This is a genomic window from Brevundimonas sp. D3-1P (genome assembly GCF_055809335.1).
On sequence record NZ_CM147908.1, the window covers coordinates 2,698,401 to 2,718,866 of the forward strand.

19 protein-coding genes are annotated in these 20,466 nt (G+C 68.9%); 11 read left to right on the forward strand and 8 right to left on the reverse strand.

Going from position 1 to position 20,466, the window contains the following annotated elements:
- Positions 1–25 precede the first annotated feature (25 nt).
- On the forward strand, positions 26–1,021 hold the full coding sequence (locus tag AC0L6G_RS13620; protein ID WP_293827714.1) for a cation diffusion facilitator family transporter: 996 nt from the start codon (positions 26–28) through the stop codon (positions 1,019–1,021).
- Between the two features lie 4 nt (positions 1,022–1,025).
- Here the strand turns inward: AC0L6G_RS13620 and AC0L6G_RS13625 are convergent, their stop codons facing one another.
- A complete protein-coding gene (locus tag AC0L6G_RS13625; RefSeq protein WP_293827715.1) occupies positions 1,026–1,883 on the reverse strand; it encodes a glutamate racemase in 858 nt (285 codons plus the stop codon).
- Between the two features lie 129 nt (positions 1,884–2,012).
- On the opposite strand from AC0L6G_RS13625, the gene AC0L6G_RS13630 reads away from it, so the two are divergent.
- Together AC0L6G_RS13630 and corA are read left to right on the forward strand one after the other, a co-directional pair.
- Positions 2,013–4,205, forward strand: a complete 2,193-nt coding sequence (locus AC0L6G_RS13630) for a M3 family metallopeptidase (protein ID WP_293827717.1) — start codon at positions 2,013–2,015, stop codon at positions 4,203–4,205.
- A gap of 134 nt (positions 4,206–4,339) precedes the next feature.
- A complete protein-coding gene (gene corA / locus AC0L6G_RS13635; RefSeq protein WP_293827718.1) occupies positions 4,340–5,305 on the forward strand; it encodes a magnesium/cobalt transporter CorA in 966 nt (321 codons plus the stop codon).
- A gap of 169 nt (positions 5,306–5,474) precedes the next feature.
- Here corA and ppc read toward each other — a convergent pair whose 3' ends face one another.
- Positions 5,475–8,174 carry a phosphoenolpyruvate carboxylase gene (gene ppc / locus AC0L6G_RS13640; protein WP_473252478.1) on the reverse strand — a complete coding sequence of 900 codons (2,700 nt, stop codon included), beginning with the start codon at positions 8,172–8,174 and terminating at the stop codon, positions 5,475–5,477.
- A gap of 182 nt (positions 8,175–8,356) precedes the next feature.
- Here ppc and AC0L6G_RS13645 point away from each other — a divergent pair, with 182 nt between their 5' ends.
- Both AC0L6G_RS13645 and AC0L6G_RS13650 read left to right on the forward strand, forming a co-directional pair.
- Positions 8,357–9,550, forward strand: coding sequence for a divergent polysaccharide deacetylase family protein (locus AC0L6G_RS13645; RefSeq protein WP_473252479.1), 1,194 nt, complete (start codon positions 8,357–8,359; stop codon positions 9,548–9,550).
- A gap of 140 nt (positions 9,551–9,690) precedes the next feature.
- Entirely contained in the window at positions 9,691–10,170 is a 480-nt protein-coding gene (locus AC0L6G_RS13650; protein ID WP_473252480.1) for an RNA pyrophosphohydrolase, read from the forward strand.
- Between the two features lie 46 nt (positions 10,171–10,216).
- Here AC0L6G_RS13650 and AC0L6G_RS13655 read toward each other — a convergent pair whose 3' ends face one another.
- Entirely contained in the window at positions 10,217–10,693 is a 477-nt protein-coding gene (locus tag AC0L6G_RS13655; protein ID WP_291539566.1) for an Hsp20 family protein, read from the reverse strand.
- Positions 10,694–10,961: 268 nt separating this feature from the next.
- Between AC0L6G_RS13655 and AC0L6G_RS13660 the strand changes: the two genes are divergently transcribed.
- From AC0L6G_RS13660 to AC0L6G_RS13675, 4 genes are all read left to right on the forward strand, one after another.
- On the forward strand, positions 10,962–11,777 hold the full coding sequence (locus AC0L6G_RS13660; protein ID WP_473252481.1) for a class I SAM-dependent methyltransferase: 816 nt from the start codon (positions 10,962–10,964) through the stop codon (positions 11,775–11,777).
- A gap of 91 nt (positions 11,778–11,868) precedes the next feature.
- Positions 11,869–12,792 (forward strand): class I SAM-dependent methyltransferase, encoded by a 924-nt coding sequence (locus tag AC0L6G_RS13665; RefSeq protein WP_473252482.1) that lies wholly within the window; start codon positions 11,869–11,871, stop codon positions 12,790–12,792.
- A complete protein-coding gene (locus AC0L6G_RS13670) occupies positions 12,789–13,838 on the forward strand; it encodes an alpha/beta fold hydrolase (protein WP_293828546.1) in 1,050 nt (349 codons plus the stop codon). The genes AC0L6G_RS13665 and AC0L6G_RS13670 overlap by 4 nt, the downstream gene beginning before the upstream one ends.
- A 27-nt stretch (positions 13,839–13,865) precedes the next feature.
- Positions 13,866–14,135 (forward strand): hypothetical protein, encoded by a 270-nt coding sequence (locus tag AC0L6G_RS13675; protein ID WP_291539555.1) that lies wholly within the window; start codon positions 13,866–13,868, stop codon positions 14,133–14,135.
- A 17-nt stretch (positions 14,136–14,152) separates the two neighbouring features.
- Here the strand turns inward: AC0L6G_RS13675 and hisN are convergent, their stop codons facing one another.
- Both hisN and AC0L6G_RS13685 read right to left on the reverse strand, forming a co-directional pair.
- Positions 14,153–14,938 carry a histidinol-phosphatase gene (gene hisN, locus AC0L6G_RS13680; protein WP_293828548.1) on the reverse strand — a complete coding sequence of 262 codons (786 nt, stop codon included), beginning with the start codon at positions 14,936–14,938 and terminating at the stop codon, positions 14,153–14,155.
- A 48-nt stretch (positions 14,939–14,986) separates the two neighbouring features.
- A complete protein-coding gene (locus tag AC0L6G_RS13685) occupies positions 14,987–15,364 on the reverse strand; it encodes a helix-turn-helix domain-containing protein (RefSeq protein ID WP_293828550.1) in 378 nt (125 codons plus the stop codon).
- Between the two features lie 180 nt (positions 15,365–15,544).
- Here AC0L6G_RS13685 and AC0L6G_RS13690 point away from each other — a divergent pair, with 180 nt between their 5' ends.
- Complete coding sequence (locus tag AC0L6G_RS13690; RefSeq protein WP_291539549.1) at positions 15,545–15,787, forward strand: GlsB/YeaQ/YmgE family stress response membrane protein; 243 nt, start codon at positions 15,545–15,547, stop codon at positions 15,785–15,787.
- Positions 15,788–15,925: 138 nt separating this feature from the next.
- Here AC0L6G_RS13690 and AC0L6G_RS13695 read toward each other — a convergent pair whose 3' ends face one another.
- Positions 15,926–16,417, reverse strand: a complete 492-nt coding sequence (locus AC0L6G_RS13695) for a hypothetical protein (RefSeq protein WP_293828552.1) — start codon at positions 16,415–16,417, stop codon at positions 15,926–15,928.
- 156 nt (positions 16,418–16,573) lie between these two features.
- Here AC0L6G_RS13695 and AC0L6G_RS13700 point away from each other — a divergent pair, with 156 nt between their 5' ends.
- The gene (locus AC0L6G_RS13700) at positions 16,574–18,229 is read left to right on the forward strand and encodes a GNAT family N-acetyltransferase (RefSeq protein ID WP_473252483.1); all 1,656 of its coding nucleotides are present in this window, start codon (positions 16,574–16,576) and stop codon (positions 18,227–18,229) included.
- Here AC0L6G_RS13700 and hemW read toward each other — a convergent pair.
- Positions 18,226–19,407 carry a radical SAM family heme chaperone HemW gene (gene hemW / locus AC0L6G_RS13705; protein ID WP_473252484.1) on the reverse strand — a complete coding sequence of 394 codons (1,182 nt, stop codon included), beginning with the start codon at positions 19,405–19,407 and terminating at the stop codon, positions 18,226–18,228. The two genes, AC0L6G_RS13700 and hemW, sit on opposite strands and share 4 nt — an antisense overlap.
- Positions 19,400–20,002 (reverse strand): RdgB/HAM1 family non-canonical purine NTP pyrophosphatase, encoded by a 603-nt coding sequence (rdgB, locus tag AC0L6G_RS13710; RefSeq protein ID WP_293827297.1) that lies wholly within the window; start codon positions 20,000–20,002, stop codon positions 19,400–19,402. Before rdgB ends, hemW begins: the two co-directional genes overlap by 8 nt.
- Positions 20,003–20,466: the final 464 nt, after the last annotated feature.

Below are 20,466 nucleotides of genomic sequence, written 5' to 3' on the forward strand. Positions count from 1 at the left end.
TGCGCAAAGGGCGTATAGGCGAGCCATGAACGCCGCCCATCACGACCATGACCACGACTACGATCATGCCGATCACGGTCACGGGCGTTCGCACGCCCATGGCCACGGTCATGGTCACAGCCACGCTCACGGCCACGGGGGGCACGGCCACGGCCCGGTCGACACCGGCGACTGGCGCTATGCGGTCGGGCTGGTCGTCAATCTGATCTTCGTCGCCTGCGAGTTCGGGGCGGGGCTGATCGCGGATTCCACGGCGCTTCTGGCCGATGCGGGCCACAATCTGTCCGACGTGCTGGGTCTGGCCATGGCGGGCGGGGCGGCCTGGCTGGCGCGGCGCGGCGCGCACGGGGCGGCCGGCGGCCGGCGGACCTATGGCTTCGGCAAGGCGACCGTGCTGGCGGCGCTGGGCAATGCGCTGCTGCTGATCTTCGCCTGCGGGGCCATCGCCTTCGAGGCCGTGCGGCGTTTCAACGAACCGGCGCCGGTCGGGTCGGGCGTGATCATGGCGGTCGCGGGGATCGGCTTCGTCATCAACCTGGGCACCGCGCTTCTGTTCATGAGGTCCCAGCACGACCTGAACGCCAAGGGGGCCTATCTGCACATGATGGCCGATGCGGGCGTGTCGTTAGGCGTGGTGGTCGCGGGCGGGCTGATCATGGCGACCGGCTGGTCGGTGGTCGATCCGATCGTCAGCCTGGCGATCGTGGCGGTCATCCTGTGGTCCACATGGGGGCTGCTGAAGGATTCGGTCAATCTGGCCCTGGACGGCGCGCCCAGCGGCGTGGACGTGGCGGGGCTGGAAAAGGCGTTGGTCGCCCTGCCGGGCGTTCGGGCGGTGCACGACCTGCACGTCTGGGCCCTGTCGACGACCGAGACGGCCTTGACGGCGCACCTGGTCCACGACCGGGCGGACGGGGCGGCCCTGATCGGCGAGGCCCAGGCGGTCGCGCGCCGCCACGCCATCGGCCATACGACGCTGCAGCTGGAGACCGAACGTCTGCCCGACTGTCCGGGGTGCTGAGCCCTTACGCCTGTTCGAACGTCAGCGGCGCGCCCCAGAACTGGGACACCAGTTCCGACTGCGGCCCCGCCTGGCCGGTGGTCAGGAAGTCGCGGCGGCCGCTGTCGCCCAGGTCGTATTCGGGGTGCGCCTTGAAATAGCGGTCCAGCGCCTCGGCCACCGCCGTCGGCTGTTCGATCAGCGTCGTGCCCGCCGGCAGGGCCTGGGCGAACAGTTCGGCGACGATCTCGTAATGGGTGCAGCCCAGTATGGCCTTGTCGGGGTGGCGGCCGATGCGGCGTCGCAGCGCATCGACATGGTCGTCGATCACCACCTTCAGCTCCTCGGCCGGGGCGCCCAGTTCGATCAGGCCCGCCAGGCCGGGGCAGGGCTCGCAGAAGACGGCGATGTCCTCGCGGCGCTTGTCGATCTCGATCTCGTAGACGCGGCTGATGGCGGTGGCGGCGGTGCAGAATACGCCGGTGATGTCGATGGAGGCGACCTTTTCGCCCTCCCGCGGGCGTTCGGCCTCGAAGCTCCAGGGCTTGCCGGTGGCCGCCTCGATGGTCGGCACGATGATGCCCAGGATATTGACGGGGCGGCCCAGGCGTTCGCGCAGACCCGGCAGCCAGGTCTGTTGCAGGCGGCGCAGCGCGATGGCCGAGGCGGTGTTGCAGGCCAGAACCACGAGGGAGGCGCCGGCGTCGAACAGACGCTCGCACCCCGCCCGGGTCAGTTCGACGATGTCCTCGCCGCCGCGTCCGCCATAGGGGGCGTGGGCCTGATCGGCCAGATAGACGAAATCCCGCTGGGGGAAGCGCCGGGTCAGGGCGCGGTGGACGGTCAGGCCGCCCACGCCGGAGTCGAAAACACCAATGGCCATGCCGGCGCTTTAGAACAGTGCGACGACGTATCCAACCGCATTGGCGATAAGATTGGCGGCCGGTCAGGTGACGCTGGCCGATTAGCGGCCTAAGTGTAGCGCCGATATGATTTTCCCACGGAGCACTCCATGCACAGACGCCAGCTTCTCATCGCGGGCGGCAGCCTGATGGCCCTCTCGGCCTGCGCCTCGACCGGAGCCGCCTCGGGCGCCGGCGGTTCGGCCGCCGCGCCCTCGTCCGCCAGCGTGGCGGAAGAAGCGCGCATCGCCCGCGCCGTCCTGCCCGCCCAGGCGCCGCGCGCCGAACTGTTGCAGGTGTGGACCGGCAAGTACGACGGCGCGCCGCCCTTCGACAAGGTGACGCCCGCCAAGCTGCGCGAAGCCATGCTGGAAGGCATCGAACTGCAACGCGCCGACATCGCCGCCATAGCGAACAACCCCGAGGCCCCGACCTTCGCCAACACCCTGGCGGCGCTGGAGCTGGCCGGCGAGCCGCTGGACCGCGCGTCCAACATCTATGGCGTGATGACCTCCAACATCGGAGGCGAAGCCTATGACGCCGTGGACACCGAACTGTCGCCCCTGCTGTCGGCGGCCTCGGACGAGATCACCTTCAACGAAAAGCTGTTCCAGCGCGTCAAGACCGTCGCCGACAACGCCGACGCCATGGGCCTGAACGCCCAGCAGAAGCGCCTGGCCGAGCGTCGCCGCGACGCCTTCATCCGCTCGGGCGCCAATCTGGACGCCGCCGGCAAGGCGGAACTGGGCCGGATCAACACCGCCCTGTCCAACGCCTTCACCCGCTTCGGCCAGAAGGTCGTCGCCGACGAGAACGCCTGGACCCTGATCCCGACCGAAGCCGGGGTGGCGGGCCTGCCCGAGTCCAACAAGGCCGCGGCGGCGGGCGCGGCGCGCAGCCGCAACCTGCAGGGCTGGGCCATCCTGAACACCCGTTCGGCGGTCGATCCCTTCCTGACCTTCGCGGACGACCGGGCCCTGCGCGAGCAGGTCTGGAAGAAGTTCGTCAATCGCGGCGACAACGGCGACGCCAACGACACCAACGCGACCATCGCCGAGATCGTGAAGCTGCGCGACCAACGGGCGAAACTGCTGGGCTATCGCAACCATGCCGAACTGCGGATGCAGGACACCATGGCCAAGACGCCGGCGGCGGCCGAGGCCCTGATGAACCGCGTCTGGGCGCCGGCCAAGGCCCGCGTCGCCGAGGAGGTCGCCGACATGAAGGCGATCGCCGGGTTCGACATCGAGCCGTGGGACTATCTTTACTTCGCCGAAAAGGTCAGGAAGGCGAAATACGACCTCGATCAGAACGAGCTGAAACCCTATTTCGAGCTGAACGCGGTCCGGTCCGGCTCCTTCGCCATGGCCGAACGCCTCTATGGCTTCCAGTTCAAGAAACTGCCCAAGGGGTCGGTCCCGGTGTTCGAGCCGGACGTGGAGGTCTACGAGGTTTACGACAAGACGCGCGACGGTCGCCTGATCGGCGTCTATTACACCGACGACTACGCACGGCCGGGCAAGCGGTCGGGCGCCTGGATGACCACCTATCGGTCCTTCTCGCAGCTGGACGGCTCCAAGGTCATCCTGGCCTCGAACAACAACAACTTCACCAAGCCCGAGCCGGGCGAGCCGGTGCTGATCTCGCTGGACGACGCCGAGACCCTGTTCCACGAGTTCGGCCATGCGCTGCACTATTTCTCGTCGGTCGTGACCTATCCGTCGTTCGGCAATACGCCGCGCGACTTCGTGGAATATCCGTCTCAGGTGCACGAGCACTGGGTGCTGAGCCGCCCGATCCTGGACGGCTATCTGAAACACTATCAGACAGGCGCGGCCATGCCCCAGGCGCTGGTGGACAAGATCGAGGCCGCCGCCACCTTCAACCAGGGCTATGCGACGGTCAGCTATCTGTCCTCGGCCATCGTGGACATGGACCTGCACACCCAGGCCGTGCCCCCGACCGACATCGACGCCTTCGAGCGCGAGAGCCTGGCCCGGATCGGCATGCCCAAGGAGATCGTGATGCGGCACCGGCTGCCGCAGTTCAATCACCTGTTCACCTCGGACGCCTATTCGGCGGGCTATTACAGCTATCTATGGTCCGAGACGATGGACGCCGACACCTGGGCCTATTTCGAGGAGTCGGGCGACGTGTTCAATCCGGACATCGCCGGCCGCTTCAAGTCGATCATGCTGGCGCCCGGCAACACCACCGACCGCGCCGAAGCCTACCGCGCCTTCCGCGGCCGCGACCCGGACGTGGCGGCCCTGCTGAAGGTCCGGGGCTTCCCGGTTTCCTGAGGCCCGGGCCGGCCGCCCATTCGGCGGCCCGAGGGCGTTCGACCTGGCGAACGGCCGGCGGAGCGATCCGTCGGCCGTTTCGTTTGGCCGCGACCTGGCCTAGATCAGGTTTCGCAATCATCGGGGAATAGTCCATGTCGGTCGTCGCCTCCTATGTCTATCGCGACGGCCAGCGCGTGCGCGAGGCGCCGCTGACGGCGGAGGGGCTGACGCTGGCGGCGAACGAGTTCGTCTGGATCGGCCTTTACGAGCCATCGGACGCCGAGATCGACGTGTTGGTGAAGCGGTTCAAGCTGCACCCGCTGGCGGTGGAGGACGCCCTGGCCGCCCACCAGATGCCCAAGGTCGAGGTCTATGGCCGCGAACTGTTCGTGGTGGCGCGCACGGCCATGAAGGTCGACGATCGCATCGCCTATGGCGAGACCCATGTCTTCGTCGGCGACGACCATGTGGTCAGCATCCGCCATGGCTCGGCGCGCGCCCACAGCCTGTTGCGGGCGCAGCTGGAGGCCTCGCCGCTGCAGCTGAAAAAGGGGCCGGACTTCGTCCTGCACGGCATCCTGGACTTCATCGTCGACGCCTACGCCCCCATCGTCGACGACGCCGAGGACAGCGTGCTGGCGATGGAGCAGAAGACGCTGGACGCCTTCCTGGCGCGCGTCGAGATTCGGCGGCTGTTCACCCTGAGGCGGGAATTGCTGAAGTTCCGCCGCATCCTGGGGCCGATGGAAGAGGTGCTGGGCCGCCTTCAATCGCTGGATCTGCCCTGCATCGACTCCGATGTCCGCCCGTATTTCCGCGACGTGGGCGACCATGTGCGGCGGGTCAACAGCCGACTGGGCGGGCTGAACGACATCCTGTCGTCGGTGTTCGAGGTCGCCAATCTGCTGGAGCAGCAGCGCCAGGGCGTGATCACCCGCAAGCTGGCCTCCTGGGCCGCCCTGCTGGCCGTGCCGACCGCCATCGCCGGCATCTACGGCATGAATTTCGAATTCATGCCCGAACTGCACTGGCGCTACGGCTATTTCGGCGTGATGGCCCTGATGGCCGCCATCTGCACGGGTCTGTTCATCACCTTCAAGAAGACGAAGTGGTTGTAAAGACAATCAGCCGCTCGTCATTCCGGGGCTGAGCGTGGCGAAGAACCCGGAACCCAGGACCGCGATTAAGGCGCGTGGAACATTCGCCGCCTGACGCAAGCTCCCTGGGTTCCGGGTTCGTCCTTTGGACGCCCCGGAATCACGGCGTTGGGATTGCAGAGGAAGGCCGTCACCCGCTGTTCCGCAAGCCCGCCGCCACGCCGTTGATGGCCAGCAGGATGCCTTCGCGGACGCGGGGGTCGTCGTCGCCGGCGCGCCGGCGGCGGATCAGTTCGATCTGGACGTGGTTCAGAGGCTCGACATAGGGCATCCGCAAACGGATCAGCCGGTCCAGTTCGGGCTGGCCGCCTAGAAGGGCGTCATGACCTGTGATGGCCAGGATGGCGTCATGGGTGCGGTCCCATTCGGCGCGGATCTCGCCATAGATGGACGCCGCCAGAGAGGCGTCGGGCACCAGGGTCGCATAACGGCGCGCGATGGTCATGTCGGACTTGGCCATGACCATCTCCATGTTCTGAACCAGGGTCTTGAAGAAGGGCCAGGCCTCGGCCATCGCCTTCAACTCGCCCATGTCGCAGCCCTGGACCGCCGAGCCGAAGCCGAACCAGCCGGGCAGCATGACCCGGCTCTGCGACCAGCTGAACACCCAGGGAATGGCGCGCAGGTCCTCGATCCGGGTCGAGGCGGTGCGCGACGACGGGCGCGAGCCGATCTTCAGGTCGGCGATCTCGGCGATGGGGGTGGCGGCGCGGTAATAGTCGACGAAGCCCTCGGTCTCGTAGACCAGCTTGCGATAGGCGGCCATCGACCGGGCCGAAAGCGCCGAAAGGGTCGCCCCATGTTCGGCGGTGAAGACGTGGTCGGTCCCCTTGCCCAGCGAGGCCAGGACGGCGCCGCAGGTCAAGGCGTCCAGATTGCGCAGGGCGATGTCCGGTTCGCCGTATTTGTTGGCGATGACCTCGCCCTGTTCGGTGGTGCGGATGCGGCCTTGGACCGTGCCTTCGGGCTGGGCCAGGACGCCGGCGAAGGCCGAGCCGCCGCCGCGCCCGACCGTGCCGCCGCGCCCGTGGAACAGTTGCAGCTTCAGCCCGTGCTTGCGCGTCACCTCGACCAGGGCGCGCGACGCCTCGTGCAACTCCCAGCCCGAGGTCAGATAGGAGCCGTCCTTGTTGGAATCCGAATAGCCGATCATCACCTCCTGCACCCCGCGCGCCTGGGCGACGGCCAGGGCGGACGGCTCCTGCAACAGCCGCTCAAGGGTGGGGCGGGCGGCGCGCAGATCCTCGATGGTCTCGAACAGGGGCGCGGCCTGGATCGGGCAGGCGGCGGGGTCTTCGGGCCGACAGAGACCGACCTCCTTCAGCAGCAGATAGACCTCCAGCAGGTCGGACGCCGCGTCGGTCTTGGACACGATATGGGTGCGGATGGCCTGGGGGCCGAAGGCGGACAGGGCGGTCGCCGCCGCCTGGAGGATGGCGCGCTCCTTCAGCGTCTCGGCCTGGTATTCGGCATAGGGGCTGAACAACAGGCGGGACGAGGCCAGTTCTGCGGCCAGGACGTTCAGACGCCCTTCCTCGTCCAGGGCCAGATAGTCGAACTGGACGCCCGCGACCTTCAGCAGGTCGGCGACCACGCGCTCGTGGACGTCGGCGTTCTGGCGCATATCCAGGGTCGCCATGTGGAAGCCGAACACCTCGACCGCCGTGATCAGGTCGCCGAGCCGGTCGTCGGCGAAGACGCCGCCGTGGTGCGACACCAGGCTGTCGCGCAGGATCTTCAGGTCGGCCTCGAAGGCGTCCGGCCCCGGATAGGGCTCGGCCTCGACGGCGGGCCGGCGGGGCGCGGGGGCGTCGCCCAGCGTCTGGTGCGTGGCGGCCAGGCGGGCGTAAATCCCCGTCAGCGCGCGGCGATAGGGCTCGTCGGCGCGGTGGGGCGAGGGGTCGCGGGCGGCGTCCGCCAGGGCCTGGAGCGCGGGCGACACCTGGGCCGGTTCGGCCGCCAGGCTGAGCTCGGCGCCCAGGGCGTGGACCTCGTCGAGGTAGAAGGCCAGCACCGCCCGCGCCTGGCTGCGGAAGGCGGCCGCCATGACGGCGGCGTCGACGTTCGGATTGCCGTCGCGATCCCCGCCGACCCAGGTGCCGACCCGCATGAAGGGTGGAAGGTCGGGCGCGTCCAGCAGGCGCCGCCACGCCGCCAGCTGCTTGGGCGCGACATGCAGGAAGATGCGGTCCAGGAAGGAGACGACGGTGTCGATCTCGTCCTGCACCACCAGCCCCTGGGTGCGGACCAGGCGGGTGGCCCACAGGATGACGATCTGGCGGCGCAGCGGCTCCGACACGGCGGCGGGGGTGCAGGCGTCCCCGGCCTTGTCGCAGGCGTCCAGCAGGTCGGTGATGGCGGCGATCCGGTCGATGACGCTCTTGCGCCGCACCTCGGACGGATGGGCGGTCAGCACGGGCGAGATCAGGGCCTGGTCCAGCAGGTCGCGCACGGCCTTGCGCTCCACGCCCTGGTCGGCCAGCCGCTTCAGGGCGCCTTCGGGGGTGTCGGGCCGGGCGCCGGCCTCGGCCTGGTCCTGGGCGCGACGGCGAGTGGCGCGATCCTCGGCGATATTGGCCAGGAGCGAGAACAGGGCGAAGCCGTGGGCCAGCCCCGCCGCCTGATCGACCGACATGGCGATCAACAGCTTCTCCAGCCGCTTGGCCGGGTGGGACGCCGGGTCGCGGTGATAGGCGATGGAGGCCTGGCGCACCGCCTCGACATGGTCGAACAGGGCCTGTCCGCCTTCGTCGCGGATGACGTCGCCCAGTATGCCGCCCAGCAGGCGGACTTCGTCGCGCAGGGCGTCGTCGGCGGCGGGGCTCATCATCGGCGGCATCCTGAAGCTTGGCGGGGCGAGAGCTATCTGGAGGGGCTGAAACGCCTTCCGTCAACGCACGATCCGTGACAGCCGCCGATAGGGCCGATCATGGTGAACCGGCCGTTAGGGTTTCTTAACCGGCGCGCGGCGATGATGGGGCGTAGGATTCCAGATCGGTCCCCCTCGCGCCCATGTTCGCCAAACGCCAGTCCGCCCTCGCCGCCGCCGCCGGAGCCGCTCCGCGCGTCAAGGACGCCCCCAGTCTGAAGCCCGTGGTCGACGCGCTGAAGAAGCCGCCGGTCGCGGCGGGGCTGGCGGGCCTGTTCCTGCTGGGCGCCGGCGCGCTGTTCCTGACCGTTCTTGGCGATCCCAACGCCGGGGCGCCCTCGGCCCATGTGGCGTTGGAGCGCGAACAGCCCGCCGCCGCCGCCCCCGCGCCGACCGGCTTCGAGGCCTTTTCCATGGGGGCCATGGGCCTTTATCAGAATCTGGCGGGGGGCGGCGATCCGGCCGCGAACGGCGAGGCCGTCATCACCCTGCCGGACGGGGGCAGCGTGTCGGGCGGGGCGACCGCGGCCTATACGGCGCCGGTCCACGCCGCATCGCCCCTGGTCAAGGCCCCCATTGCGGGCCTGTCGCAGCCCGGTCCCAACGGTCCGTTGCCGATGATCGCGCCGGACGGCCGCGTGCCGGCCCAGGCCTACGCCCGGCCTTTCCGCCCGAACGGCAAGCCGCGCGTGGCCCTGATCGTCGGCGGGCTGGGGTTGAACGCGGTGACGACCCGCGCCGCCATCGAGCGCCTGCCGCCCGAGGTGACGCTCAGCTTCGTGCCCTATGCCGAGAACCTGCAGGCCTGGATCGACCAGGCGCGGGCGCAAGGTCACGAGGTCATGCTGGAAATGCCGATGGAGCCGACCGGCTATCCCGACAACGACCCCGGCCCCTATACGCTGATGGCCGACGGCGGGGCCGACGACGTGGCGGCCAAGATGGACTGGCTTCTGAGCCGCGCCACAGGCTATTTCGGCGTGACCAACTATCTGGGCGACCGTTTCGCCGCTTCGGACGCGGGCATGAACGCCTTCCTGACCGTGCTGCGCCAGAAGGGCGTGGCCTTCCTGGACGACGGCGCGTTCCAGCGCCGTCCAGGAGCCTGGGCGCGGGCCAGCGCCGACCGCGTCATCGACCGCACCCAGTCGCCTGCGGCCATCATCGCCGCCCTGAACGGGCTGGAGGCCCAGGCCAAGATGCGCGGCTCTGCGCTGGGGACCGGCTTCAGCTATCCGGTGACGGTCGAGGCCGCCGCCCGCTGGACCGCCGGGCTAGAGCAGCGCGGCCTGCAACTGGCCCCCGCCTCGGCCATGTCGATGCGGCCGGGGCGCTAGGAAGTGGCGAGCGGCGAGCGGCGAGTGGCGAGTGGCGGCTTTGGCCGCCCCATCGACCATGTCACGCGGCGCCCCGCTGAACAGCCAAACGGGTTTTCGCCGCAGCGGCTCGTCACTCGCCACTCGCCGCTCGCCGCTTGATGACCGACCTCTCGCTTTATCGCCCCAATGTGGGGGTGGTGCTGTTCAACCGGGACGGCCGCGTCTGGTATGGCCAGCGCCACGCCACGCCCGGCCCCTATAATTGGCAGTTTCCGCAGGGCGGCGTTGACGACGGCGAGGACCTGGAGGCCGCCGCGCGGCGCGAACTGCGCGAGGAGACGGGCGTGGCCTCGGTCGAGTTGCTGGGGCGGACGGACGACTGGATCCTGTACGATTTTCCGCCTGAAGCGATGAACAACGCCAAGGCCTGGCGCGGCTTCAAGGGCCAGAAGCAGCGGTGGTTCGCCTTCCGCTTCCTCGGCGACGAGGCCGAGATCGACCTGACGGCCGACAAGGACGTCGAGTTCGACGCCTGGCGCTGGGGCGATCTGTCGGAGGCGTGCGACCTGATCGTGCCGTTCAAACGCCCGGCCTACGAACGGGTGGTCGCCGCCTTCGCACACCTGGCCCGGGCATGAAAAAAGGGCGGCGCGAACGCCGCCCTTTCCAAGTTGGCGAAGGCGATCAGGCCGCCTTGGCGGTTTCGGCCTTGCCCTCGATCAGAGGCTGGCCGGCGCCGATTTCGATACGGCGGGGCTTCAGCGCCTCGGGCAGTTCGCGCTTCAGCGAGATGGACAGCAGGCCGTTGACCAGGTTGGCGTCGGTGACGACCACATAGTCGGCCAACTGGAACCGGCGCTCGAAATCGCGCTCGGCCAGGCCGCGATGCAGATAGGTCTTCTGCGTCGCAGCATCGTCGTTGGCGGTCTTGCGCCCGGTGACGGTGAGCAGGTTTTCCTTCACCTCGATGTTCAGTTCGTCGCTGGCGAAGCCGGCCACCGCGATCTCGATCCGATAGGCGTTCTCGCCCGTGGTCTCGATGTTGTAGGGCGGATAGCCCGTGTCCTGGCTGGTCGCGCGCGACGCGCTCTCCAGCAGATTGGCCAGACGGTCGAAGCCGACGGCCGAACGGTACAGCGGGGAGAAATCATAGGTACGCATCAGCATCCTCCTGAGGATCAGCAAGGTTGAGCCGCCCGGCGGTTTGCCCGGACGGTGGGGGATCAGACCGACGACCCGAAACCGGCGCCGCCGTTCTGGAGAACCCGAAATCGGCGCTCTCGGACGATCAGATGGTGGCCCCGAATGGCGCGTCAAGGGGTGGCGACGCCCGATCTGCGACCGATCGTCGACGTCTCGTCATCGTCATTTGCGCCGGGCGTCGGGCGGCCTATGGAGAAGCGGCGTTCAAGAGCAGGATCCTCCGCCCATGCGTTTCGCCGCCCTCGGCCTCGCCGTCCTCATGTCCGCCACGGCGCCGGCCTTCGCCCAGACGGCCCGACCGGCCGCCCAGACCGAAGGGGCGTGGACGCCGCCGCGCTCGGCCCTGTCCAGCGCCATGCCGACCTTCGCCGAGGACACGGCGCTGCTGGCCGCCGTCGCCGCCGACAGCCGACCGGCGTTGGACCGGGCGCGCGACGTCTATCGCCATCCGTACGAATCCCTGACCTTCTGGGGGCTGACGCCCGGCATGACGGTGGTCGAGATCGAGCCGGGCGGCGCCAGCTGGTGGCGGCATATTCTGGAACCCTATGCGGCCGCGACCGGCGGGCGTTACGTCCCGGTCGACCGCCCCCTGGAGAACATGGGCGTCGGGGACGGCCAGGCGGACCTGATCCTGGTGGCGCGGGCCTTACACAACTGGGCGCGCGACGGACGGACTCAGCCCTATCTGCAGGCCTTCTTCAAGGCGCTGAAGCCCGGCGGCGTCCTGGCCGTCGAACAGCACCGCAGCGCCGAGGGGCTGAACGTCGCCGACGTCGCCCCCACCGGCTATGTGCCCGAAAGCTATGTGATCCATGAGGCGCGCAACGCCGGCTTCGTACTGGAGGCGCGCAGCGAGCTGAACGCCAACCCCAAGGACGACCACGACCACCCGTTCGGGGTCTGGACCCTGCCGCCCGTGCGCCAGTCGGCGGCGCGCGACGATCCGTCGGGCCGCGCCCTGACGCCCGAGGAACGGGCGGCCTTCGACGCCGTGGGCGAGAGCGATCGGATGACGCTGCGATTCAGGAAGCCGGAATAGGCCGTTCCGTTTTGACCCGGCCCGCGAACCCGATTAAGCCCCGTCTGTCGGGTGTGTCGGACGCGGGGCCGCACCCTCGCGGGAGTATGGAATGGCTGAACGTCAGGCGAGCGTGGACGCGGTGTCGCGCCGGTTTCTGCTGGGCGGCGCGGTCGTCCTGTCTCTGACCGGCGCGGCCGCCTGCGGTCGCAAGGACGACAAGGCGACCGCGGCGCCCGATGCGCCGTCCGTCCCGGCGGGCCCGCCCGAAGGGTCGCTGGAATGGGCGGTGCAGGGGCCGTGGCGTTCGGCCCAGGACAAGGCGCGCGACGCCTTCCGCCATCCGATGGAGACCCTGCGATTCTATGGGCTTCAGCCCAAGATGGCGGTGGTCGAATTCTGGCCGGGCGGCGGCTGGTACGCCGAAATCCTGGTGCCCTATCTGGCCAAGGGCGGCGGAACCTATGTGGCGGCCCTGTTCCCCGAAGGGCCGACGGCCGATCCGGCCCAGGCCGTATTGAACGCCGCCTTCCGCACCCGTTTCTCCAGCGACAAGAAACTGTATGGCGAACCGCAGTTCAGCGTGTTCGGCGCCGCGTCCGGCCCGGTGACGGCGTTCGGCACGGCGGACCTGTGCCTGTTCATGCGCACCCTGCACGGCTGGATGGCGGCCGGGATCGCGGAGAAGGCCTTCGCCGACGCCTTCGCCGCCCTGCGGCCCGGCGGCGTCCTGGGCGTGGAGCAGCACCGGCTGGCCCCGGCGCAGGATCAGGATCCGGTCGCCGCCAACGGCTATGTCCAGGAAGCCTTCGTGCGCCAACTGGCGGCCGAGGCGGGCTTCGTCTTCGTCGAGGCGTCCGAGATCAACGCCAACCTCCAAGACACCAAGGATCATCCGTTCGGGGTCGACACCCTGGCGCCGACCCGGCTGACCGCGCCGCGCGGCCAGCCGGCCGATCCGACCTTCGATCGCGCCAGATACGACGCGATCGGCGAGAGCGACCGCATGACCTTGAAGTTCAGGAAGCCCGAGTGAACCGCGCCCAAGCCTTCGCCGCCAACGCCCCTCTGATGGGGGTGCCCGGCGCCTATCCGCCCCCTGGCGGCAAGGGGGACTGGTTCCGCGGAGCCGGCGGGATGCGGCTGCGCGCCGGCCTGTGGACGCCTTCGCACCTGGGTGCGGACAAGGTGCGCGGGACGGTGGTCCTAAGCCCCGGCCGCACCGAGCCGATCGAGAAATACTACGAGGTCATCGGCAACTTCCTGGCGAGGGGCTGGTGCGTCCTGACCCACGACTGGCGCGGCCAGGGTCTGTCGGCGCGGCTGCTGCCCGACCGGCTGAAGGGCCACGCCCGCGCGGTCGAGGAGTTTCTGGACGACTACAACCGCCTGCTGAACGCCTACGAGAGCCAGTGCCCAAGGCCCTGGATCATGGTCGGCCATTCGATGGGGGCCTGCCTGAACTTGTTGACCCTGGAAGGCGGCGAGGATCGGTTCGCCGGCGCGGTCCTGTCCAGCCCCATGCTGCGCATCAAGACCGGCAAACGGTCGATGTGGTCGGTCAAGCTGGTGTTGCGCTGGAATATCCGCCACGGCCAGGCGGGCGACTATATCCTGGGCGACCCGGACGATCCGTTCGACCACAACTTCGCCGAGGACGCCCTGACCTCGGATGAAAGCCGCTACGAGATGTGGCGCCAGCAGCTGTTCGCCTGTCCGCACTTGGCCATCGGCGGCCCGACCTATGGCTGGCTGGCCGTGGCGCTGGACGCCGGCGAACGGGCGCTGAAACCCAAGGCGCTGAAGGCGGTCAAGGCGCCGGTCACGATCGTCCAGGCCGACGCCGACGACGTGGTGTGGAAACAGACCGCCCGCTGGGCCGCCAAACGCCTGGCGCGCGGCCGCTACGTCGAGGTTCCCGGGGCCAGGCACGAGGTCATCATGGAGGCCGACGACATGCGCGCGGTCTTCCTGAACGAGTTCGACGCCATGGCCGACCTGGTGTCGCCGACGGCGGATGCGGCGGTCGATCCGTCGGCGCGAACCGTGGACATGACGGCGGAGACGCCGGTCGGGGCCTGAAATAGCTAGGAGAGGAGGCTCAGTTCGATGACTATTGCCAACTTCCCTTTCTTTGTCGTGACTGTTGCTGCGCTGTTCATACACATTTCAAGCGGGATCACGGCGAAGTTGCTGAGGCCTAGCTGGAAAGGCGACACCGTATTGGATCGCTGGTGGGGGCCGGCTCAGACAGCGCGTTTTTTCAGCGTGAAGCGATCGGAAGTTGGGTCTAGGTTCGCGTGGTTTTTCCTCGTTACAGCGCGTATCGCGCTCGTCATCGCCGCCGTTTCGTTCACGATTGATCTGTTCGTCAACTAACCGCGCGCTGCCCTTGTTCAGATCGCCGCGCGCTTCAGCGTCACCAGGGCTGGGTCGATCAGGCGGGCGTCGCCGACGGCCAGGATCTGGCCCTTGTCGTCGGGCGCCGCGCCGCGCCAGTTGACGATCTTCCCGCCGGCGGCCTCGATCACGGGGACCAGGGCCGACCAGTCCCAGGGCTTCAGGCTGGTTTCGGCCACCAGGTCCATCCGGCCCGCCGCAACCATCGCATAGGCATAGGCGTCGCAGCCCAGCCTGGCCAGGCGGGCGGCGGCGCGCACCTGGGTCCAGGCGCCCAGTTCGGCCCCGTTGAAGATGTCGGGGTCGGTGGTGGAGATGACGGCGTCGGTCAGTTTCTCGCAGGCCCGCACGGCCAGGGGCGTCTTGGTCTCGCCTCGAAGCAGGCGCGCGCCGGACGGGCCGCCGACGAAGATCTCGTTCAGATAGGGCTGGGCGATGACGCCGACCGTGGGACGGCCAGCCTGGCGCAGGGCGATCAGGGTGGTCCACAGCGGCAGGCCCGAGATGAAGGCGCGGGTGCCGTCGATGGGGTCCAGCACCCAGACGTGCTCGGCGTCCGGCCGATCCGCGCCGTATTCCTCGCCGATGACGCCGTGGTCGGGATAGCGGACGGCGATCAGGCGGCGGATCGCGGCCTCGGCCTGTCTGTCCGCCTCGGTGACGGGATCGAAGCCCGCCGCGCCGCCCTTGTCCTCGTGCTCGATGTCCGAGCGGAAGAATGGCAGGGTGACGCGCGCGGCTTCGCGCGCCAGTTCGATGGCGAAGGCTTCGTATTCGGTCATACGACTCCCTTAGCCCGCTTTTGCGGCCTTGGGCGCCCGTCGCGGCGTTCAGGCGGGCGCTTCGTCCGCGTTCAGCGACTTGGCCAGATCCAGCAGGCGCCGGCGCGGCCGCTCGTCCAGCTGATAATAGGCCTGGATCAGGTCCAGCGTCTCCTTGCGCGAGAAGACCTCTCGCGGCGCGGCGGCGGGGGTTGATTCGTCCAGGGCCTCGGTCAGGCCGTCATAGAAATAGGCCACCGAGGTCTCCAGCGCCTCGGCCAGCCGCCACAGGCGGGCCGCCGAGATGCGATTGGCGCCGCATTCGTATTTCTGGATCTGCTGGAAGCGGATGCCGACCTGGACCGCCAGCTGCTGCTGGGTCAGACCCAAAAGACGGCGGCGCCGACGCAGGCGACGGCCCAGGTGCAGGTCGATATCGGCGGCCATCGAAGGGCTCCCGGCATGAGGCTTGCGTCCCGAAGCGGGACTGATCGCCGCACGCGCGGCAATCTCCGTGCCGGGTCGCGCGCCAGGAGAATTCAAGACTCCGCACTTCTCTGCGCGCAACCGGATCGGTCGAAGCGCATTTGAAAGCGGCAGCTTGGCTTTTACAGGAAGGATTTCATTATGGGCATCATCGCCTGGATCATCATCGGCATCGTCGCGGGCTGGCTCGCGGAAAAGATCATGGGCCGCAACCACGGTCTTCTGACCAATCTGATCGTCGGCATCGTCGGCGCCCTGATCGGCGGCTTCATCGCCGGCGCCCTGGGCATCAACTGGGGCGGCTGGATCGGGTCGACCATCGTGGCCACCATCGGCGCCATCGTCCTGCTGTTCCTTCTGGGGCTGATCAAGCGTCGCGCCTGATCGCAGCAGGTCGAAAAAGGAAAGGGCGGCCTCCTGGGGCCGCCCTTTTCGTTGCGCCTTCGCCGACGCGAGGCGCAAGGCGAAGAAAAGGCGGCCGGGAAACATCCCGGCCGCCTGATATCTCGTCCCGTTGATCGCTTATTGCGGCTCGGTCGGCGCCGACGTCGGCTCGGACGCATCCGGGGCGGTGGTCGGCGGCGTGGCCGACGGGTCGGTCGGTTCGGCCAGCGGGTCCGCAGAAGGAGCGGGGGTCGCAGCCGGGGCCGCCGCCGGATCGGCCGGAGCAGCGCCGGCGATCGGCGAAGCGGCGTCGAACTCGACCTTGGTGTAGGCCACGACCACGCCGGAGCCTTCCTGGCGGATGCCGCTCAGCGGTACGGCGCGAAGCTGGCCGTCGGCACCGCGAACGGTGAGTTCCTGCTTGCCCTCGGCGTTGGTCTGAACGCCTTCCAGCTTGCCCAGTTCGCCGTCAGGGCCGCTGACGCTCGAACCGGGGGTCAGCGAGAGCGATTGCTGCGCGGGAGCGGCGGTGGCGCCAGTCGGAGCGGGAGCGGCGTCTTGCGCCAGAGCCGGCGCGGCGGTCATGAAGGCTGCGGCGGCGCCGGCCAGAAGAGCGGTCTTGATGGTCATGGGAAATCGTCCCCGGTTACGCGGGCCCGACGCCCGCAAAGCAATATACTCCCCGCGTTACAGATTGTTTCACCTGCCCCGAAATGACCTCGGGAGCGCCCCGGTTGGACGATTCTTGGTCTATGATCGGGCGCTCGCGAATCGAAGGCCGCCTTCTTGTCCAAACGCCCTGCGCACGTCCCCGGCCTGATCCGTCGTCTTCTGGGCCTGGCCTATGAGCTGACCCCGCAGATTTTCGCCGTGCTGGCCTTCGGGGCCGGGGCCCTGATGCTGCTCTCGGCCGTGACGCCCGAGTTCGACGACCGGCTGCGTCGGCTGACCGGGGTGGTGTCGCCGATCCTGATCGACCTGTCGCATTTCGTCGGCAGCATCGCGGGCTTTCTGCTGCTGATGCTGTCGGCGGGCCTGTGGCGGCGGCGGCGGGGCGCCTATTGGGCGGCGCTGGCGGTGCTGGGGATCGGGGCGGTGTTTTCGGTGCTGAAGGGGTTGGACTGGCAGCAGGCGGCGGACCTCGTGATCGTCGCGGCCCTGCTGGCGCCGTGTCGTTCCGCCTTCAACCGGCGTTCGCGGCTCAGCGAGCCACTGCGGCCCAGCTGGCTGCTGCTGCTGACGGCGGTGGTGGCGTCCATGCTGTGGCTGGGCTTCTTCGCCTATCGCGACGTGGACTATAGCGACGAGCTGTGGTGGCGGTTCATCAGCGACCGCCAGGCCTCGGGCTTCCTGCGCGCCGGCCTGGTGCTGGCCATCCTGACGCTGGTGGTGGCGGGCCGGTCGCTGCTCAGTTCGCCGGGCGCCCACAGCCACGGCCCGGCCAGTCCCGCCGATATCGCGCGCGCGCGGGAGGCGCTGGCGGCGGCGGATTCGGCGACGCCGGAGGCCTGGCTGGCCATGCTGGGCGACAAGGCGCTGATGTTCAGCCCGTCGGGCGCCAGCTTCCTGGCCTATCGGGTTCGGGGGCGGCGCTGGATCGCCATGGGCGAGCCGGCGGGCCTGAGGGTCGAGCGGCGGGAACTGCTGTGGTCCTTCGCCGAGATGGCCGACAGCTACGGCGGGGCGGCCGTCTTCTATTCCGTCGGCGAAGAGGTGCTGGGCGACCTGGCCACCATGGGTCTGGCGGTGCGCAAGGTGGGCGAGACGGCGGTGATCGACACCGCCGCCTTCTCGCTGGAGGGCCGGTCCAAGCAGAACCTGCGCACGGCGGTCAACCGGGCCGAGCGCGAGGGCGCGGCCTTCGAGGTCTTGCCGCCCGGATCGGCGACGGCCGTGGCGGACGAGCTGAAGGCGGTGTCCGACGCCTGGCTGGCGATGCACGAGGGGACGGAGAAAGCCTTTTCCCTGGGCCGGTTCGACGCCGCCTATCTGGACCTGACCCCCCTGGCCGTCGTGCGCGAGGGCGGGCGGATCGTGGCCTTCGCCAATCTGCTGACGGCGCCGGACGAGGCGGCGGTCGATCTGATGCGCCATCATCCCGACGCCCCGAACGGGGTGATGGACTATCTGTTCGTCCGCTGCGCCCAATGGGCAAAGGGCCAGGGGCTGGCCAGTTTCGACCTGGGCATGGCGCCGCTGGCGGGGCTCGAGGACCGGCGGATCGCCCCAGTGTTCGCCCGCGTCGGCGCCCTGGTGTTCGACGAGGGCGGCGCGCTTTACGGTTTTCAGGGCCTGCGCAGCTACAAGGCCAAATTCGCACCCGACTGGCGGCCCCGCTTCATCGCCGCGCCGGTTTCGACCCCCCTGCCCCTGGCGCTGCTGGATGTGGCGCTTCTGACCAGCGGCGGCTGGCTTGGGATGCTGGGCCTGAAGAAGCGTTAGGTCAGAAGGACCTTCAGCACGCCGTCCAGAACCGGCCGTCCCCGCTCGGTGGCGATCAGCCGGCCGCGACGCAGCGTCAGGAAGCCGTCGGCGATCAGGTCCAAGACCGGCGCGGTCTCCAGCGACAGGTCCAGCGCCGACAACAGATCGGCCGGCGCGCCCTCCGTCGTGCGAAGGGCCAGGAGAAGCCGTTCCTCGGCGGCGTCGGCGGGCGTCAGGTCCTCGCGATCCGACCAGGGCGCGCCGGCTTCGACGCCTGCGACATAGTCGGCGATGCGGCGGTGGGCGACGGTGGCCGTCCTGACCCCGCCCAGCGTCAGCCGACCGTGGGCGCCGGGCCCCAGGCCCAGATAGTCGCCGCCGCGCCAGACGTGCAGATTGTGCGCCGACCGCGCCGCCGGGCCGCGCGCATGGTTGGACACCTCATAGGCGTCGAAACCGGCGGCGCTCAGGACCGCCTGGGTGGTTTCGTACAGGGCGGCGGCCGCCTCCTCGTCCGGCGGGACCAGGGTTCCGCGCGCCGAGGCCCGGCCGAAGGCGGTCGTCGGCTCTATGGTCAGCTGATAGGGCGAGACGTGTTCGAACCCCAGGTCCAGCGCCGCGCCCAGTTCGGCGGCCCAGTCCTGCGGCGTCTGGTCCGGTCGGGCGTAGATCAGGTCGATGGACAGACGTCCGAACGCACGGCGCGCCAGATCGACGGCGCGCCGCGCCTCGGCCGCCGAATGGTCCCGCCCCAGGAAGCGCAGGGCCGCATCGTCCAGCGCCTGGACCCCCATCGACAGGCGGTTGATCCCGGCCTGGGCCAGGGCGGCGAACCGGGCGGCCTCGGCGTCGGTGGGATTGGCCTCCAGGGTGATCTCGATGGCACCGGCCGGGGGATAGAGCCGTTCGGCCGCCTCCACGATGCGGGCCACGGCCTGGGGCGACATCAACGACGGAGTGCCGCCGCCGAAGAAGAGGGACGCCAGCCGCCGCGGGCCGGTCAGGGCGCGCTGGGCCTCCAGGTCGGCCAGGATGGCGGCGACAAGCCCGGTCTGCTCGGCCTCGCGGCCTCGGTCGCGAACCACGTTGAAATCGCAATAGGGGCAGATGCGCGAACAATAGGGCCAGTGGACGTACAGGGCGACGTCGGACCCCGGGTCGGGCGGTGCCTGATCGGGCGTTGGCGGATCAGTCAATCAGGGCGGCCCTCAGCTTTTCGAAGGCGCGGGTTCGGTGGCTGATCGCGTCCTTGGCCGTCGGCTCCATCTCGCCGAAGGTCAGCGTCCCGCCCTGGGGTATGAATATCGGATCATAGCCGAAACCCCGGTCGCCGCGCGGCGGGAAGGTCAGGCCGCCGTCGATCACCCCTTCGACCACGACGCAAGGCCCGTCGGGCCAGGCCACGGCCAGGGCCGAGGTGAACCAGGCGGTGCGGTCGGTCGCGCCGATCTCTTCCAGACGCTGTTCGACCTTGGCCATTGCGACGGCGAAATCCTTGCCGGGGCCGGCCCAGCGCGCCGAGAAAATGCCCGGAGCCCCGTCCAGGGCGGCGACCGACAGGCCGGAATCGTCGGCCAGGGAGACTTCGCCCGATCGTTCCGCCGCGTGGCGCGCCTTCAGCATGGCGTTGCCGGCGAAGGTGGTCTCCGTCTCGTCCGGTTCGGGCAGATTCAGCTGGCCGGCGGTGACGATCTCGTAATCTCCGCCCAGAAGCGCCGAGATTTCCGGGACCTTGCCCGGATTGTGGGTCGCGACGACGATCCGCATCCCCTTGATAAGCTTGAGATTCATCGGCGGCCTTTCGCATCGACCAGTCTATTGCCAAAGTTTAATATCGTTAAACGATATGTAACGTGTCTTTCCGCTTCGCACGACCTATCTTCTGAACATCGAGAACGAGGTCGCCACGTTCTTGATTTCGGTCAAGGCCGAAACGTTCGTGCGACGACAAAAGCAAACGGGCGATAATCGCCCTTCAGGAGAGACGGAGAAACATGATGCATACGATGAACACCTCGATGTGGCTGGACAAGGTCGGCGCGGCTTTCGTCAGCACGGTCCTGATCGCGGCCCTGCCAACCGCCTTCTTCACCGTGCTGATCCAGGCCTTCTGAACCGGCCCTGTGATCCATACGCCATTTCGATCACGAGAGTTTTGACGATCTGCATGAAGACCGCGATGTATAGAGCCGCGCGCGGGTTCGCCGGACCCCGCGTGGCCATCGCCGGCCTTCCTCCGGCCTGAGACCTGACCC

Coding starts and splice junctions, on each gene's coding strand:
- AC0L6G_RS13660 (WP_473252481.1), top strand. CDS start 10,962: ATGCGTTTCGCCGCCCTCGGCCTCGCCGTCCTCATGTCCGCCACGGCG.
- AC0L6G_RS13650 (WP_473252480.1), top strand. CDS start 9,691: ATGACCGACCTCTCGCTTTATCGCCCCAATGTGGGGGTGGTGCTGTTC.
- AC0L6G_RS13685 (WP_293828550.1), bottom strand. CDS start 15,364: ATGGCCGCCGATATCGACCTGCACCTGGGCCGTCGCCTGCGTCGGCGC.
- hisN (WP_293828548.1), bottom strand. CDS start 14,938: ATGACCGAATACGAAGCCTTCGCCATCGAACTGGCGCGCGAAGCCGCG.
- AC0L6G_RS13695 (WP_293828552.1), bottom strand. CDS start 16,417: ATGACCATCAAGACCGCTCTTCTGGCCGGCGCCGCCGCAGCCTTCATG.
- AC0L6G_RS13630 (WP_293827717.1), top strand. CDS start 2,013: ATGCACAGACGCCAGCTTCTCATCGCGGGCGGCAGCCTGATGGCCCTC.
- AC0L6G_RS13665 (WP_473252482.1), top strand. CDS start 11,869: ATGGCTGAACGTCAGGCGAGCGTGGACGCGGTGTCGCGCCGGTTTCTG.
- AC0L6G_RS13625 (WP_293827715.1), bottom strand. CDS start 1,883: ATGGCCATTGGTGTTTTCGACTCCGGCGTGGGCGGCCTGACCGTCCAC.
- AC0L6G_RS13645 (WP_473252479.1), top strand. CDS start 8,357: ATGTTCGCCAAACGCCAGTCCGCCCTCGCCGCCGCCGCCGGAGCCGCT.
- AC0L6G_RS13690 (WP_291539549.1), top strand. CDS start 15,545: ATGGGCATCATCGCCTGGATCATCATCGGCATCGTCGCGGGCTGGCTC.
- AC0L6G_RS13620 (WP_293827714.1), top strand. CDS start 26: ATGAACGCCGCCCATCACGACCATGACCACGACTACGATCATGCCGAT.
- corA (WP_293827718.1), top strand. CDS start 4,340: ATGTCGGTCGTCGCCTCCTATGTCTATCGCGACGGCCAGCGCGTGCGC.
- ppc (WP_473252478.1), bottom strand. CDS start 8,174: ATGATGAGCCCCGCCGCCGACGACGCCCTGCGCGACGAAGTCCGCCTG.
- AC0L6G_RS13675 (WP_291539555.1), top strand. CDS start 13,866: ATGACTATTGCCAACTTCCCTTTCTTTGTCGTGACTGTTGCTGCGCTG.
- AC0L6G_RS13655 (WP_291539566.1), bottom strand. CDS start 10,693: ATGCGTACCTATGATTTCTCCCCGCTGTACCGTTCGGCCGTCGGCTTC.
- rdgB (WP_293827297.1), bottom strand. CDS start 20,002: ATGAATCTCAAGCTTATCAAGGGGATGCGGATCGTCGTCGCGACCCAC.